The organism is Nostoc sp., assembly GCF_036917435.1.
Taxonomy (GTDB): Bacteria; Cyanobacteriota; Cyanobacteriia; order Cyanobacteriales; family Nostocaceae; genus Nostoc.
The window spans coordinates 129,966-146,372 of the sequence record NZ_JBALDM010000033.1; the positions used below are offsets into that span (position 1 = coordinate 129,966).

Below are 16,407 nucleotides of genomic sequence, written 5' to 3' on the forward strand. Positions count from 1 at the left end.
ATTCTAATGTTAGGGATTTCCAAGAAATAAATAGTTAAATATTTTTATTTGGAAGTCCCAATTACAACAATAGAGTTCAGTTAAGGTTAAAATTCTTTCTCATACTTCTGGGAAGCTACTGTTTGTTTTCGCTTTGTCCACCAGCCAAAACTAAGAGCAAGCAATGAGCCAACTACTGTGTAAGGTTCGGGAACAGTACGTGGGTTTACACTAAAGTTGCCATAATCTACGTCGCTTGAAAGCTCTGAATAACCTTCATTGAAGCTACTGTAAAATACGTTAACATTGCCATTTCCGTCTTCCCCGCTTCCAGAAACCAGGTAAGAAAAACCGTTCTGGGTTAATAGCGGGGTACTTGCATTTAAAAGATTATCGTTGATTCCGTATGTACCTGGAGAGAGTAGCCCGACGATTGTCTCAGTAATTCCTTCGACTTTTCTTGTACCAGTGATTCCTGTGATTGTGTAATTGTTGTTTATGGGATCTAAATCAGTAGTCGTGAGGATGCCGCTAGCAGAAATCGCTGTACCATTTGCTTCATAACTGGGAAAGGAGTACTGAAAATTAAATAATTGTACAGCTTGTGCCGCAGAAGATGTACCGATACTAGTGATACCTATAGCAGCACTAGCAGTAGCAATACCAAGCTTTTGGACTAATTTCATCAGATAAATCTCCTGAAAAAAAAGAAGGTAAATAAAGTTGCATAGTTCAAATTACTATAAAAACACAGATAATTCAGGAATTTCTGGTTTTCTGAGATCAAAAGTTCGGGATACACGCAGATACAATTTGAATAATGAAATTATAAACAATTCTCCTCCGCATAAAAAAAGGCGGCTGTGAAGATCAAGAAGGTAGCACCGTAAGGAATTAATCCTGAAGCGTACAATGCTATACGATTACAGATTGCGCCCATAGCATGTTCAACAAAATCTAGGGGAGCAAGACTTACTAGAGAGGTTAAGAATCTGTTGATAGCTTATTCTTCAGGCTTAGTCCTTTAACCCGCAGCAAGTCATAATCGTTAGAAACTAAAATTAAACCGCCCGTGTGCGATCGCTCCCATCCTGTTTGTAGCAAATTACCATTTGTCCACCAGCGCAACCAGGGTAATTCTAGATTTTGATAGCGGCCTGCCTTGCCAAATTCCTAATTCCACACCCATCGCCACCCGTAGAAATCGCTTATCAAAGCAAATAAGACTTTATGTTCTGTATATCAATACCGTAGAAAAAGATAATTACTACCAGCTTCACTGCCAGCGTAGTCAAGAATACTCTAATAGCCTCAAGCGAATTTACCCAAATAACACATCTAGGGTAAAAACCAATAGATAAAATACCAATAGTGACATAACCAACTAAAGTTAAAGTCACAGTCATTGCGACAATACCAAATGTGAACCCTGCTGCAATTATAGTTCCAATTCTATCTTCAATAATTAGCGCTATTATAGTTCCTATGATCAAGGCTAATACTAACCAAGAGAATATATCAATATAAAAATCATTTTCAAGAATCCACTGTATACTCCAAACAATGAATACAGTTAAAATTACAACAATTGCTCCTACTTTTGCTCCGGTGATAGCTAAATTCAGGTTAGTAACTTCCTTCATCAAAGGAATAACTAGAGTTGCATTCATAACTCCAATTGCAATCCCTGCAAAGAAGGTAGTGCTTAATAGTAAATCTTTATGAGGCGAAGAAGGGCTATCCATAATAACAATATTTGTATCTAATAAATAAGCCACTTTGTCCTTTGTCTATTTTCGCTTTACTGCTTCATCGTACATTTTGATTTGCTCTGGGGTCAAATCATTTAACGTACCAGAAACCGCTTCTAAGACAAGAATCTTATCAATTCTACGTGTCAGTTCATGCTCGGTTATAGCTCTCATTTCCTCTGGTAATAACTGTCCAAAGAGTTCTACTAACATTTCTACCATTTCCTGTTGGTTTAACTTAACTTGATATAAACTATTATCTTTAATTAGCTTTTCAACGATTGGTGATATGCGATTACTCACTTCTTGATGATAATTAGCAACTTCTGGCATCATTCCCTCCATTCATCAAATAATTACCTCAATTATAAACAATCTTACTCAGCGAACCTCTGCGTTTACCTCAGCGTTCCTTTGCGTTAAAAAAAGTGGGCCTTTCAGCCCACCTCACACAATTTTGAGAATATTTTGTTGCTATTAACCCAACAATTGTTTAGCCTTAGCTAACACATTATCAACGCTAAAACCAAACTTCTCTAAACAAACACCACCTGGAGCCGAAGCACCAAAGCGATCGATACTAACGCAATCGCCTTCAGTACCTACATATTTGTGCCAACCGAAACTGCTAGCAGCTTCTACAGACAAACGCTTGGTGACAGCTTTCGGCAGAACGGATTCTTTATAAGCCGCATCCTGTGCTTCAAACAGTTCCCATGAAGGTAGCGAGACGACACGAACTTTTTTACCTTCAGCTTTAAGTTTTTCGGCTGCGCCGACGGCGAGGCTCAATTCTGAACCGGTACCAATCAAGATAATTTCAGGTGTACCTTCGCTATCTACCACGGTGTATCCACCTTTCGCTACGCCCTCAATTGATGTACCTGCCAAGTTGGGGACGTTTTGACGAGTGAACGCCAATAGAGATGGAGCGTTTTGCTTCGACTTTTCGATCGCTATTTTATAAGCGCCGGAGGTTTCGTTACCGTCTGCGGGACGAAACACTAATAAATTAGGAATAGCTCGCAAGGAAGCTAGAGTTTCAATGGGTTGGTGTGTGGGGCCATCTTCACCTTGTCCAATGGAATCGTGAGTCATCACCCAAATCGAGCCAGCTTGGGAAAGGGCGGATAAGCGGATGGCAGCACGCATATAGTCTGTGAAGATCAAGAAGGTAGCACCGTAAGGAATTAATCCTGAAGTGTGCAACGCTATACCATTACAGATTGCGCCCATAGCATGTTCCCGCACACCAAAGTGGATGTTGGGGTTTTCGTAGTGTCCTTTTTGGAAGTCGCCCTTGCCCTTGATTTCGGTCAAGTTGGAGTGGGTTAAGTCGGCTGAACCACCTATCAATTCAGGTAAAACTGTTGCTAGTTTGTTGAGGCAGTTTTCTGAGTGCTTACGAGTGGGCAATCCTTTGTCTTCTGGGGTGTAGGTTGGTAGTACTTTATCCCAGCCATCGGGTAGTTTGCCGCTAATGTAGCGTTCAAATTCAGCCGCTTCTTGGGCATACTTAGCTTTGTAGTCGGCAAATGTTTTGTTCCATTCGCTTTCGTAACCTGCACCACGCTCAACTGCTTTCCGTGTGTGGTTGAGGGCTTCTTGTGGAACTACGAAGGGCTCGTATTCCCAACCCAAATTTTTCCGAGTCAATGCTATTTCGTCTCCACCCAAAGCAGCACCGTGAATACCAGCAGTGTTTTGTTTATTGGGGGAACCATAACCGATGGTGGTTGTCACCTTAATCATTGATGGTTTATCGGTGACAGATTTAGCTTCTTCAATTGCTTTAGCGATCGCTGCTAAATCGGTATTACCATCTTTAACATGCAGCACGTGCCAACCGTAAGCTTCAAAACGCTTGGAAACATCTTCGGTGAATGCCACATCTGTGGAACCATCGATGGAAATGTGGTTATCGTCGTACAAAGCGATTAGCTTGCCTAGTCCCAAATGCCCCGCGAAAGAAGCAGCTTCACCAGAAATCCCTTCCATGTTGCAACCGTCACCTAAAATTACGTAGGTGTAATGGTCAACAATCTTGGTATCGGGTTTGTTGTATTTAGCAGCAAGGTGTGCTTCAGCGATCGCTAAACCAACTCCATTGGCGATTCCTTGACCCAAGGGGCCAGTTGTGACTTCCACGCCTGGGGTTTCAAAGTTTTCTGGGTGTCCGGGAGTTCTAGAACCCCATTGACGGAATTGCTTGATATCTTCAATGGTGACGCTATCGTAGCCTGTCAAGTAGAGTAAGGCATACAGCAACATCGAGCCGTGACCGGCAGACAAGACAAAGCGATCGCGGTTAAACCATTTGGGATTCTTGGGATTAAACTTCATAAAGCGATCCCAGAGGACAAAAGCCATTGGAGCCGCGCCCATTGGTAATCCTGGGTGTCCCGATTTTGCCTTTTCTACGGCATCAACAGCCAAGAAACGGATCGAGTTAATACAAAGTTCTTCGAGGGACAGTTCTTTGAGGGATTGGGTTGCAACAGTCATAATCTCTTGTTTTTAACGACGGGTTAGCACTCTTTGTAGCTTCTCTTGCTGGGGTTATTTTAGATTCCCCACAGTATCCTCATCATCCCATTCCCACTTGTCGATGGACAAGCGGGATCACCTGAGTTTGTGGTGATAAATCAAGCTGATAATTGGGTCATGCTGAACGCTTAAGTTATATCGGAATGATATTTATGGTACTTTGGGCATTGGGCATGGGGTATGGGGCATTGGGAATGGGGCATTGGTTATTAATTCTTGTCCCTCACTCCCTCATCCCCCTCATCTCCCCCTGACTCCTGAATTCTGACTCCTGAATTCTGACTTCTTTTAAACGTATTTCTTAAAGGCTAGTGTGACATTATGACCGCCAAACCCAAAAGAATTGGATATTGCCACCTCGACTTTTTGAGCGCGGCTGTAATTAGGCACGTAATCTAAGTCACATTCTGGATCGGGATTTTCCAGATTGATTGTCGGTGGAATTTGGTCATTAGCGATCGCCAGTACTGTTGCTACTGCTTCAATACCTCCAGAACCGCCTAATAAATGACCTGTCATCGATTTAGTGGAGCTAATTGCCACCTTATAGGCATGTTCTCCCAAGGCTTTTTTGATGGCTGAGGTTTCAGTTGAATCATTCGCCGGGGTACTAGTGCCGTGGGCATTAATATAGCTAATCTGTTCGGGAGTGATATTAGCATCTTTGAGCGCCAGTTCTATGGCTCTCGCTGCGCCTAGTCCGCCAGGGACGGGGGATGTGATATGGTATGCGTCACAGGTCATACCATAGCCAATCATTTCAGCATAAATGTGAGCGCCGCGACTTAGGGCGTGTTGTAGTTCTTCTAGAATTAAAATTCCTGAACCTTCACCCAAGATAAATCCATCGCGATCGCGATCGAAAGGACGACAAGCATGAGCCGGATCGTCATTGCGAAAAGAGAGGGCTTTGCAGGCGGCAAAACCAGCCATTGATAATGGTGTCACAGCTGCCTCTGTTCCGCCGCAAATCATCGCTTGGGCGTATCCCCCTTGAATTAAGCGAAAGGCATCGCCTACAGCATTGGAGCCAGCAGCACAGGCAGTTACAGGACAGGAATTTGGCCCTTTAGCACCCGTGTGAATTGCCGTTAATCCTGCTGCCATATTAGCGATCATCATCGGTATCATGAATGGACTACAGCGATCAGGCCCACGGTTTAGGTAGATAGTTTGCTGGTCTTCTAATACCTTAATGCCGCCAACGCCAGAACCGATCATGACACCTATCTGTTCTGCATTCAGTTCATTAATAACTAACTCCGCGTTAGCTAGAGCCTGTTTTGCTGCTGAAACCCCAAATTGGGAAAATCGATCCATGCGCTTGGCATCTTTGCGCTCCAAATAATCATGTGGATCGAAGTTTTTTACCTCACCAGCAATGCGGCAATCATGGCGAGACGCATCAAAAAATGTGATGTAGTCAATCCCATTGCGTCCACTCAATAATCCATCCCAATATTCTGTTGCTGTGTTACCTATAGGTGTAATCGCGCCAACACCAGTTACAACAACGCGTTTACGTGTATGATCTGTCATGATTCAGTTAAAGGTGGCGAAAAAGCAGCAGGTATTAAACAGTGCTGAGTTCTGTTAGTGTATAGCTAGGGTTTAGCCCGTCCTGAGTTCTGAGTTTTGGAAGCACTTAAAGATGGAGAAAACTCCGAACTTTTGCCTCCTAAAACTCTAACTCTTAAACTTTTAACTGTTCAGCATTCAGTGAAAAGTTAAATGAGTGGTTTTTGCCATAAACGCCCAGAGGGGGCATGGCATTGCCATCTGAACTTTGAAAACTCAAAATTCTTTTAAGCTGATGCGGTAACTTTGCTATTGATGTAATCTACTGCGTCTTGAACCGATATAATCTGCTCGGCAGCTTCGTCGGGAATTTCGATATCAAATTCTTCTTCCAAAGCCATCACGAGTTCAACGGTATCCAGGGAATCGGCCCCTAAATCTTCCATAAACTTGGACTGTGGTGTGACTTTCTCAGGGGGTTCAACACTCAGTTGTTCGATAACGATTTTTTTGACCTTTTCAAAAAGTTCCGTTTGGCTCATAAATAATAAAAGTCCTTAACCAGTTGCTAGGTTCTGCTCTTTATGGGAGACATTGTTTTGAGCATATACATCTTATCGTCAAGCGCGATCGCCCGTACACTACCAAGGGTTTTTCTGTTAGAAAAACCCTCCCATTCCTAAAAATAATAGGGTAAATTTTCTAGGAACAATTGGGTAGGGGAGCGGACTACGCCATCGTCGATGCTCTATAAATGCTTCGGTGGTCTAATTATTGCTAATTTTTTTTACAATGTCTCGATCGGTATTTCCAGCCTTGCTAGCAATCAGAACATGTAGACGCTGGGGCTTTTAACCTAGATGGTTAAAGGTCGCTCAACGTCAAACATCAGAACTTTAGTGCTAACAAGGAATGATAAAACAGTTATTGTTTAGAGCGATCGCTCTAACCCAAATATACCTCTATGCTATCTCAGACACTCAAACTCAAATACGCTTACTTTCCCGGTTGTGTTGCTCAAGGGGCCTGTCGGGAACTTTACCAGTCAACTCAAGCCCTTACCCAAGCACTCGGTATTGAATTGGTTGAACTTAAAAAAGCTGCTTGCTGCGGTTCTGGCACATTTAAAGAAGATTCCCAACTGCTAGAAGATACAGTCAACGCTAGAAATATTGCTTTAGCAGAAGAATTAAATTTGCCCTTACTTACTCATTGCAGTACTTGTCAAGGTGTGATTGGTCATGTTAACGAACATCTGAAAGAATGTCAGACAACTGACCCTGCTTACATTGAACAGGTTAATGGCTTGCTCCATAAAGAAGGTTGTTCGCCTTATCGCGGCAGTACTGACGTTAAACATCTTCTCTACGCTTTGGTAACAGATTACGGTTTAGAGGAAATTACCAAACGTGTCACCCGGAAGTTAAGTGGATTAAAATGTGCGGCTTTTTATGGCTGCTATCTTCTCCGCGCCCAAAAATCCATGCCTTATGACGATCCGTTCCAACCAGAAGCGATGGAAAATATGTTTCGGGCGGTGGGTGCAACACCAATTTATTACCGAGGGCGGACACAATGCTGTGGTTGGCCTCTCGCTAGTTATGCCACTACTCAATCTTTCAAAATGGCGGGGATGCATATTCAGGATGCTTTGACATCTGGTGCTGACTGTATAGTTACACCTTGTCCACTGTGTCACTTAAATTTAGACTCGCGTCAGCCAGAGGTAGAAAAGGTTATTGGGCAAAAGTTAGGTTTACCAGTATTGCATTTACCCCAGTTGATTGCTTTGGCACTTGGGGTTAGCCCCAAAGAACTGGGTTTAGAACGGCATGTTGTTTCCACCAAGCCAGTGCTAGAGAAATTAGGATTTTAGTTGTAGATATACCTTAGAGGCTGTTTGAAAAGTATTTTGCTGTGACTTTAGGTACTGTTAGATAGATCCCTCCTTAAAAAGGCTGCGGTGTACACACAAGTCGAATTACCCCCCTTGGAAAGGGGGGAAACAGGAAATCTAGTTCCCTCCCCTTTGCAAGGGGAGGGTTAGGGTGGGGTAAAACTAACGCTCAAACCCAGATGAGTAAGCTATTTCAGACTTGTGTGTACACCGCAGCTAAAAAAGGGGGGAACCGCAATCAAAGTCCCCCAATTTATCGGGGGATTTAGGGGGATGTGAACGATACTGTTAAATTCAAGGATTAATTGACTGAGATTGACTTGACTTCAATTTGCGATCGCCCATTAGTGTGATGCGCCAGAGCGGCCATTCCATGTTCTTGGGCCCGCAGTTCTTGATCGGATATTTCTGGCTCCTTAATATAGACCGAACTAACTAAGATATTCAAGACTCCACTTTCTTCAGCCTGACGGACAGCGCGATGCGTAATCAATTCACCCACATTCAAAATCACATTGTCTTGTGGATCGAGAATGACGCGGGTAACTGGACGACCCAGTGCTTGTTCAATTCGTTGCTTCTTCAGCGCCCGTGTGCTGCGTCCTTGTAACTTTTCTGCCTGATCTTTCAAAGCTTGCCAGAAAGTGTTGAGGTTCTTTTGGGCAACGCTTGCTCGATCGCGCACTTGAACTTTGGTTTCTAACCATGTGTCATTTGCGCTAGAACTAACTGCACTTACCACAGCCAGACCAGCAGCATTTAGTAATTCTGCTTCTTTACGGTAAGCTTGGGCACGAGCAAGGACGGATTCAGTTACAATTTGCCCAGATGCCGCAATAATTAAGCCATCGTCAGCACGTACTGTTTGCAAGACTCTACGCCCTTTTGCCTGCTGAATCGCCACATATTCTGTCAGCCCATCAACCGATTGACGCAAGTTAGCAACAACGCTGTGAGTTGCGCTCTGAATTTGATTACTAGTAGATTCTGTTGCTGCTTTCAAATTGCGGCTAATGTTTGCAGTCAAACTGCCACCCGTAGCTCGATAGAGTTCATCAAGGATACTCATGCGATCGGCCGCTTCTGCTTCGACTAGTGTGACTTCCTGCCCCTGTAGTAGCAGTACACTACCGTCTGGAGTCAGCACATCCCATTCGACATGCTTGCCAATCACATATATTTTTTGTTCCGCAGGGTCAACCAGATTGTTTGTCAGGGAGGCAGATGCATCTCGATTGAGGTCTTGTAGTTTGCTGCTAGTTGCATCAGTTACAGCTTGCAGTTGCTCACCTGCATTATCGCTTACTGACTGTAGCCTGCGGTTCACATTCTCTACTGAGCTTTGTAGATGCTCACCTGCTGACTGGCTGGCTTTTTGTAGTCTGCGGTTAGCCATTTGGGCCGATTCTTGCAAGCTATCTTCAGTTGCTTGGACGGCTCCCCGAATACCACCGACCTGTTCTTCCATCATCTGAGCAGTTTGTGGAGGCACAAAGGCAACATCGTAACCAATTGTCAGCGTTTCGGGAGCAGGAACGAACGATCGCCCCGAATAAGCATCGGCAAATACACCGCCAGAAACTTCGTATCCTTCCACTAGTCCACTATGTTCATCGAAGAACAAATCAACTAGTCCACCAAGATCGAGTCCCTCAGTGGTTAGAATTCTCGTTCCCTTTAGGATGATATTCTGGTGCAGAATCTCTTTAATTGCAGGTACGCGATGTGCCTTAACAACAGATTTTTTCGAGTTAACAACGATCGCATCTAACCCGATCGCTTGCACTTCTTCCAGGGGAATTACTTTTGCATCCCGAAACAGCCCCTTCTCTTCAACCAGGAAACCTAAAAGTTGATTATGTTTTTGATCAAAAATTAAATCTATAATTCGCTCAATTTTCTTCCCATTGTCGTATGTGACGACTACTTTATCGATAACATCACTACCTTTACGCATTTATCTATTCCTTATAGTTTTTATTTATTCGGTTGTTCATTAACTTGTTCGTTGGTTGGCTGAATTTTTAGCTGAAAATATCGTCCCTCTCTGCCAAAACCGGGGACAATATCAATAACGCCAAAGTATTCGAGAAATATCCCAAAGATAGCGACAAGGGTGATGAGAACGGTGATGTTTGCTCCAGCATTAGAGCGCTGTCCTACAAGCCTGGGCATTTTTTACCTCTTATTTATTGTTTTTTATCGTGAAGCTTGCTATAAAAATCATACATCTTTGTTTATATCATTATTAATTATCCGTACACATATACCTTTCGGAATATGCAATTTAACAGTTTATTTCTCAAAAATATGTTTCTCAAAGTAGATGTATTTGCTACCTATTACCCATTTTTTTCAGGAAATAAATTATTTTTATTTATAGCCTTAATAACATTGTAATTGTAATAGTTTAAGAATGATTTTAGTTAATATGTTTTATAAGCTATACGAATCCGATTTGATTTATGAAAAAATCTAAGTAGAGCGGCGTAAATAATTAAAAGTTTGTAGTGAGGACTTTGGGACTTCCAAATAAAAAAATATCCCAAATTTTCTTGTGGGATGGGCATCTTGCCCGTCCCAATATTAGGACGGGCAAGATGCCCATCCCACAAATGGATAATTTATTTCTTGGAAAGGCCTTTAGTCCTAAAATCAGGGCTGTTCGCGTTCACTACAAACTAATCTCAAGATTTTTAATCTAGTGGCGTGACAAGCTTAAAATGTTGCATTAGATTTCTAGTTTATTCAGTGCTAAAGAGTAATTATAAAAATTTTCTATTGCACTAATTTAGGCTTGTCACGCCAGTAGGGTGTGTTAGGCGTAAGCCATAACGCACCTGACTCCAAAGCTTTTGGTGCGTTATGCTGTCGCTAACACAACGCGACGCAGGAGTGTCGCTAACGCTCAAGTCGGGAAACTCGCCCACACGACTGGCTCCCCTACGTATATTTCAAAAATCAAACATGAGTCCTGTATCATTAAAAATTAAGTTTTTTCGCACAAGTTATACAACTTATACGCTATTCAAACATTTGCTGAAACATGATTGGAAAAACCAAATTCGTCGTAGGGGCAATCCATGAATTGCCCCTACGACGTGGGCTAACTCGTCTCTAATCACCTGCTTATTACGCTAGCGAATGCCATTGATGTATTAGCCGTTATCAATACTCAAGCAAAGGGCATACTAAGCATATAAATTTCTGCTGCGAAACTTATGCAGTAAGGTAGGTACAGATGGATGCGATCGCTATAATTCCCCAATATCAACTAATAGAAAAACTCTATGCTGGCTCTAGAACAGTGGTTTATCGAGGCATAAGAGAAGCAGATCATCTGGGGATTGTGGTCAAATTGCTACAGCGTGGGTATCCAACCTTCAGTGAACTGTTGCAGTTTCGTAACCAGTATACCATTGCCAAAAATCTAGATAATCCGGGGATTATTCGTCCGTATAGTTTAGAAACCTACCGCAATAGCTATGCATTAGTGATGGAAGATTTTGGCGGTACTTCACTACGACACTATGTTCAAAATCAACCATTAGCATCCAGAGAGTTTTTGGAAATTGCCATTCAACTGGCGGATATCCTCAACTACCTGCACCATCACCAAATTATCCACAAAGACATCAAACCTGCAAATATTCTCATTCACCCAGAGACAAAGCAGGTTAAAATCATCGATTTTAGTATTGCCTCATTATTACCCAAAGAAACCCAGGAAATTAAAAATCCCAATGTTCTAGAAGGAACATTAGCCTATCTCGCACCAGAACAAACTGGGCGGATGAATCGAGGGATTGATTATCGAGCAGATTTCTATGCACTGGGAGTTACTTTTTTTGAATTGCTGACGGGACAACTGCCATTTTTGACTGATGATCCAATGGAGTTATTGCATTGCCATATTGCCAAACAACCGGATCAATTCAAAATTCAAAATTCAAAATTCAAAAATGGAGAAGTAGTTCCCCAAGTTCTCTGTAATATTACGATTAAGCTGATGGCAAAAAATGCTGAAGATCGCTATCAGAGTGCATTGGGATTAAAATATGATTTGGAAAATTGTCTAGGACAACTCAATTTTACAGATAAGATTGAAACCTTTAAAATTGCAAGCAGAGATGTGTGCGATCGCTTCCTCATTCGAGAAAAACTATACGGTCGAGAAAATGAAGTTAAGCAACTACTAGCAGCCTTTGAAAGGGTTTCTCAAGGAAGCAGTGAATTAATGTTAGTAGCAGGTTTTTCTGGTATTGGTAAAACTGCTGTAGTTAATGAGGTTCATAAACCCATTGTTAAACAACGCGGTTATTTTATCAAAGGTAAGTTTGACCAATTTAATCGGAATATTCCCTTTTCTGCTTTTGTACAAGCTTTTCGTAATCTCATGATGCAGTTGTTAACAGAAAGTGACCAACAACTACATCACTGGAAAACTAGGATTCTAGAAGCTGTTGGTGACAATGGACAAGTAATTATTGAAGTTATTCCTGAATTAGAAATAATTATTGGTCAACAATTACCTGCACCAAATTTATCAGGTAATGCGGTGCAGAATCGGTTTAATTTATTATTTCAAAAGTTTGTAGAATTATTCACAACTAAGGAACATCCCTTAGTAATATTCTTAGATGATTTGCAGTGGGCTGATTCAGCCTCTCTGAAGTTAATGCAGTTGTTGATGAGTGAATCAACTGATGGATATTTATTATTAATTGGTGCTTATCGTGATAACGAAGTTTTTGCTGCTCATCCTTTGAATTTTACATTAGAAGAAATCAGGAAAGTAAAGACTACTATTAACACGATTACATTAGCTAATCTCAGTTTGTTAAGCTTAAATGAATTGGTGGCTGATACCCTGAGTTGTTCTCTAGGAGTTGCCCAACCATTAACTCAACTCATTTACCAAAAGAGTAAAGGTAATCCGTTTTTTAGTACACAATTTCTTAAAGCTATCTATGAAGATAATTTAATTACTTTTGATGAAAAATTAGGTTATTGGCAATGTGATATTGTAGCAGTAAAAGCTTTAAGTCTAACTGATGATGTCGTCGAATTTATGGCGTTGCAATTGCAGAAGCTGCCAGCAGGAACACAGAATGTTTTGAAACTTGCAGCTTGTATTGGCAATCAATTTGATTTAGGAACTTTGGCAATTGTTTCTGAACAGTCTGAGCTTGAAACCTCATCAGATTTGTGGAAAGCATTGCAAGAGGGATTCATCTTGCCTCGAAGTGAAATATACAAATTCTATATAGGACAAGAAATAGAAGATGAGCTAAAAAGTTCTCAAACTATCACTTATAAATTTTTGCACGATCGCATTCAGCAAGCTGCTTATTCTCTAATCCCAGATGATGATAATCAAGTAATTCATCAGCGAATTGGGGAACTGCTATTAAACAACACACCTATTGAAAAGCAAGAAGAGAGAATTTTTGAGATTGTTAATCAATTAAATATTGGTGTGAAGTTAATTATTAAGCAGTCAGAGAGAGATCAATTAGCACAGTTAAATCTGCTGGCTGGACAAAAAGCGAAACTATCTACTGCATATACTGCGGCAATGGAATATCTTAATTTTGGTATTCAGCTATTGGCAACAGATAGTTGGGAACGAAAATATACCCTGGCTTTAGCTTTGTATGAAGAAGCTGCTGCGGCTGCTTATTTAACTGGCGAATTTGACAAGGTAGAAGAGTTTGCTCTCCAAGTACAACACCATGCTAAAGTTTTATTAGATCGGGTTAAATCTATTGAAATTCAAATCCAATCTTATTTAGCTCAGAGTCGCTTTGATAATTCGATTCAGACTGCGATCGCACTTCTGAATCTCTTAGGTGTTAAACTCTCTCCCCAAGCCAGTCAAACGCAAACATTACTTGGTTTAGGCAAAATAACATTACGATTGTTAGGCAAATCTCCTTTAAGTTTAATTGACTTGCCTAACATGACTGGGGGCGAACAATTAGCAGCAATCAGAATTTTGGCTAGTACTAATTCAACGGCTTATATTGCTCGTCCAGATTTACTACCACCAATTATTTTGAGCGAAGTTAGTTTATCGATGCAGTATGGTAATGCAGCAGAATCTGCATTTGGTTATGCCTGGTATGGATTAATTCAATGTGGCATTATCGGAAATATTCAGGCAGGTTATGAGTTTGGCCAACTAGCATTACAAGTTATAGATAAATTTAATGCTCAGGAATTAAAAGCTAGAACTTTTTTCATTGTTGAAACATTTGTCAATCACTGGCATCAACATACTCAAGAGACAATTGCACCGTTAATTGAAGCTTATCAAGTAGGCTTAGAAACGGGAGATATTGAATATGCATCATGGGCTAGTTATACTTGTAGTTTTCATGGGTATCTTATCGGTGAAGAGTTGTCTGAGTTAGAAAAAAAGATGGGCGATTATGCCGAAGTCTACAGGCAATTTAAACAAGAAAAACCTTATGTATACATAAATTCATTTCGTCAAGCCATCAAAAATCTGTTGGGAGAATCTACTAATCCTAGTGAATTATCAGGTTCTGTTTATGATGCTCAAAGCATTCGCACATTACAAAAACAATCAGGCGATCGCACCGGATTAAGCTTTAGCTATGCCAATGAATTAATACTTTGCTACCTGTTTCAAAATTATGCTGACGCTTCAGATGCAGCAGTTAATGCCATAACCTATTTAGATGGAGTAACATCGGCGGCAGTAGTACCAGTTGTTTATTTTTATGATGCATTAACGCAACTGGCTCTTTATCCAACAGCAACCTCTATTGAGCAAAAACAAATTCTTAAAAAAGTCACTTCCCATCAAAATAAATTAAAAAAATGGGCCCATCATGCCCCAATGAATCATCAACATAAATTTTACTTAATTGAGGCAGAAAAGCATCGTGTTTTGCATCAAAAAAATAAAGCAATAGAATTGTACGATCGCTCCATCTCCTTTGCCAAAGAAAACTCATATATCCAAGAAGAAGCTCTCGCCAACGAACTTGCTGCCAAATTATACATAGAATTGGGAAAAGAAAAAGTAGCTCAGGCATATATGCAAGAAGCTTATTATTGCTATGCAAAATGGGGTGCTAAGGCAAAAACTGATGATTTAGAAAAACTTTATCCTCAGCTACTTCAACCTATTTTGCAACAACAAAAGCTTATCTTCAACTCTCTAGAAACTATAGCAGTCATTAGCAGTATTTCCAAATCAACATCTACTACTAGTATTTCTGATATTTTAGATTTTGTATCTGTCATTAAAGTGGCTCAAGCTATTTCCCGCAGCATCCAATTAGATGAATTAATTACTAATCTCACTAAAATTATCTTAGAAAATGCTGGGGCAAAAAAATGTGTACTAATTCTACCAGATGAAGATGAATGGAAAATTCAAGCGATGGCCTCTATTAATCCTAACGATAATCAACTTACAACAATTGTTAGCTCACAACGATTAGATGATTCTCAAGAGGTTCCTGTAGAGCTTATTCAATACGTTAAACATATATTAGAACCCTTGGTGATTGACGATTGCCAAACTGAAATTAGTGGTGTGATTGGCGATTATATGTTGCAATATCAACCAAAAAGTGTTTTATGTATACCGATTGTTAATCAAGGACATTTGGTTGGAATTATTTATCTAGAAAACAGTTTAACTAAAGGTATATTTACAAATGATCGCCTAGTAGTGATTAATTTTCTTTGTACTCAAGCTGCAATTTCTCTAGAAAATGCTCGACTTTATCAACAGTCGCAGCAAGCATTACAAGACTTACAAAAAGCTCAATTGCAACTTGTCCAAAGTGAGAAAATGTCAGCATTGGGTAATTTAGTTGCAGGTATTGCCCATGAAATAAATAATCCTGTAGGCTTTATTGCTGGAAATATTCCCCCAGCCTTAGATTACCTCAAAGACATATTTTCTTTAATTGATTTGTATCAACAAGAATATCAGCAAATTAATCCAATCATTGCAAATAAAATTGATGAGATTGATTTGGAATATATACAAGAAGATTTGCCGAAGCTGATTGCATCTATGGAATTAGGAATTAATCGTATCCGTGATATTAGCACCAGCTTAAGAACATTTTCTAGGGCAGATCAATACTACAAAGTTGCTTGCAATATTCATGAAGGTATTAATAGTACAATTTTGATTTTGAAGCATCGCCTCAAAGCAAATGAAACTCGTCCAGCAATTGAAGTTATTACAGACTATGGCAATTTACCTGAAGTTGAATGCTTTTCTGGACAACTAAATCAGGTGTTTATGAACTTACTAGCAAATGCCATTGATGCCTTAGAAGAATCAAACCAGGGACGCAGTTATCAAGAAATTGAGGCTAACCTTAATCGCATCACAATTCGGACTTTTTTACAAGATAATTATGTCAATATTTTGATTTCTGACAATGGTAATGGGATGATAGCAGAGGTAAAAGAGAGAATTTTTGAGCATTTATTTACAACTAAAGGAGTTGGTCAAGGTACAGGATTAGGATTAGCGATCGCTCGTCAAATTGTGGTAGAAAAACACGGTGGTAAAATCATTGTGGAGTCTGAGGTTGGCACAGGTACACAATTTGCGATCGCCATTCCTATTTAGGATTTACAAAACCCTTTGGGTAGGGAATTGGGAATTGGGAATGGGGAATGGGGAATGGGGTACTTGTACTGAGCGTAAAGGCT

General features: G+C 40.5%; 11 protein-coding genes and 1 pseudogene. 2 read left to right on the plus strand and 10 right to left on the minus strand.

Annotated features, from left to right (window positions below; all coding sequences use genetic code 11):
* Positions 1-86: 86 nt before the first annotated feature.
* The 7 genes and pseudogenes from V7K98_RS14985 to acpP all read right to left on the minus strand — a co-directional run bounded on the left by V7K98_RS14985 (position 87) and on the right by acpP (position 6,337).
* Complete coding sequence (locus tag V7K98_RS14985; protein WP_335023086.1) at positions 87-665, minus strand: PEP-CTERM sorting domain-containing protein; 579 nt, start codon at positions 663-665, stop codon at positions 87-89.
* 298 nt (positions 666-963) lie between these two features.
* Positions 964-1,168 (minus strand): annotated as a pseudogene (locus tag V7K98_RS14990) (hypothetical protein); the annotation flags it as partial.
* A 22-nt stretch (positions 1,169-1,190) separates the two neighbouring features.
* Positions 1,191-1,757, minus strand: a complete 567-nt coding sequence (locus tag V7K98_RS14995) for a hypothetical protein (RefSeq protein ID WP_335023088.1) — start codon at positions 1,755-1,757, stop codon at positions 1,191-1,193.
* Positions 1,758-1,769: 12 nt separating this feature from the next.
* Complete coding sequence (locus tag V7K98_RS15000; RefSeq protein WP_335023432.1) at positions 1,770-2,063, minus strand: hypothetical protein; 294 nt, start codon at positions 2,061-2,063, stop codon at positions 1,770-1,772.
* Between the two features lie 144 nt (positions 2,064-2,207).
* Entirely contained in the window at positions 2,208-4,235 is a 2,028-nt protein-coding gene (tkt, locus tag V7K98_RS15005; RefSeq protein ID WP_335023090.1) for a transketolase, read from the minus strand.
* A 330-nt stretch (positions 4,236-4,565) separates the two neighbouring features.
* On the minus strand, positions 4,566-5,816 hold the full coding sequence (gene fabF, locus V7K98_RS15010) for a beta-ketoacyl-ACP synthase II (protein WP_335023092.1): 1,251 nt from the start codon (positions 5,814-5,816) through the stop codon (positions 4,566-4,568).
* A gap of 266 nt (positions 5,817-6,082) precedes the next feature.
* Entirely contained in the window at positions 6,083-6,337 is a 255-nt protein-coding gene (gene acpP / locus V7K98_RS15015) for an acyl carrier protein (RefSeq protein WP_335023094.1), read from the minus strand.
* Positions 6,338-6,759: 422 nt separating this feature from the next.
* Here acpP and V7K98_RS15020 point away from each other — a divergent pair, with 422 nt between their 5' ends.
* Positions 6,760-7,671 (plus strand): CoB--CoM heterodisulfide reductase iron-sulfur subunit B family protein, encoded by a 912-nt coding sequence (locus V7K98_RS15020; RefSeq protein WP_335023096.1) that lies wholly within the window; start codon positions 6,760-6,762, stop codon positions 7,669-7,671.
* 322 nt (positions 7,672-7,993) lie between these two features.
* Here V7K98_RS15020 and V7K98_RS15025 read toward each other — a convergent pair whose 3' ends face one another.
* The 3 genes from V7K98_RS15025 to V7K98_RS15035 all read right to left on the minus strand — a co-directional run bounded on the left by V7K98_RS15025 (position 7,994) and on the right by V7K98_RS15035 (position 10,622).
* A complete protein-coding gene (locus V7K98_RS15025; protein WP_335023100.1) occupies positions 7,994-9,649 on the minus strand; it encodes a PRC-barrel domain-containing protein in 1,656 nt (551 codons plus the stop codon).
* 20 nt (positions 9,650-9,669) lie between these two features.
* The gene (locus V7K98_RS15030; RefSeq protein WP_335023102.1) at positions 9,670-9,867 is read right to left on the minus strand and encodes a hypothetical protein; all 198 of its coding nucleotides are present in this window, start codon (positions 9,865-9,867) and stop codon (positions 9,670-9,672) included.
* A gap of 611 nt (positions 9,868-10,478) precedes the next feature.
* Positions 10,479-10,622 (minus strand): hypothetical protein, encoded by a 144-nt coding sequence (locus V7K98_RS15035; RefSeq protein WP_335023104.1) that lies wholly within the window; start codon positions 10,620-10,622, stop codon positions 10,479-10,481.
* Between the two features lie 311 nt (positions 10,623-10,933).
* Between V7K98_RS15035 and V7K98_RS15040 the strand changes: the two genes are divergently transcribed.
* Complete coding sequence (locus V7K98_RS15040) at positions 10,934-16,324, plus strand: trifunctional serine/threonine-protein kinase/ATP-binding protein/sensor histidine kinase (RefSeq protein WP_335023106.1); 5,391 nt, start codon at positions 10,934-10,936, stop codon at positions 16,322-16,324.
* Positions 16,325-16,407: the final 83 nt, after the last annotated feature.

What these genes read in the sequence shown, in the direction of transcription:
- fabF (WP_335023092.1), bottom strand. Translation starts at nt 5,816, where the DNA reads ATGACAGATCATACACGTAAACGCGTTGTTGTAACTGGTGTTGGCGCG.
- tkt (WP_335023090.1), bottom strand. Translation starts at nt 4,235, where the DNA reads ATGACTGTTGCAACCCAATCCCTCAAAGAACTGTCCCTCGAAGAACTT.
- V7K98_RS14985 (WP_335023086.1), bottom strand. Translation starts at nt 665, where the DNA reads ATGAAATTAGTCCAAAAGCTTGGTATTGCTACTGCTAGTGCTGCTATA.
- V7K98_RS15020 (WP_335023096.1), top strand. Translation starts at nt 6,760, where the DNA reads ATGCTATCTCAGACACTCAAACTCAAATACGCTTACTTTCCCGGTTGT.
- V7K98_RS15040 (WP_335023106.1), top strand. Translation starts at nt 10,934, where the DNA reads ATGGATGCGATCGCTATAATTCCCCAATATCAACTAATAGAAAAACTC.
- acpP (WP_335023094.1), bottom strand. Translation starts at nt 6,337, where the DNA reads ATGAGCCAAACGGAACTTTTTGAAAAGGTCAAAAAAATCGTTATCGAA.
- V7K98_RS15025 (WP_335023100.1), bottom strand. Translation starts at nt 9,649, where the DNA reads ATGCGTAAAGGTAGTGATGTTATCGATAAAGTAGTCGTCACATACGAC.
- V7K98_RS15030 (WP_335023102.1), bottom strand. Translation starts at nt 9,867, where the DNA reads ATGCCCAGGCTTGTAGGACAGCGCTCTAATGCTGGAGCAAACATCACC.
- V7K98_RS15000 (WP_335023432.1), bottom strand. Translation starts at nt 2,063, where the DNA reads ATGCCAGAAGTTGCTAATTATCATCAAGAAGTGAGTAATCGCATATCA.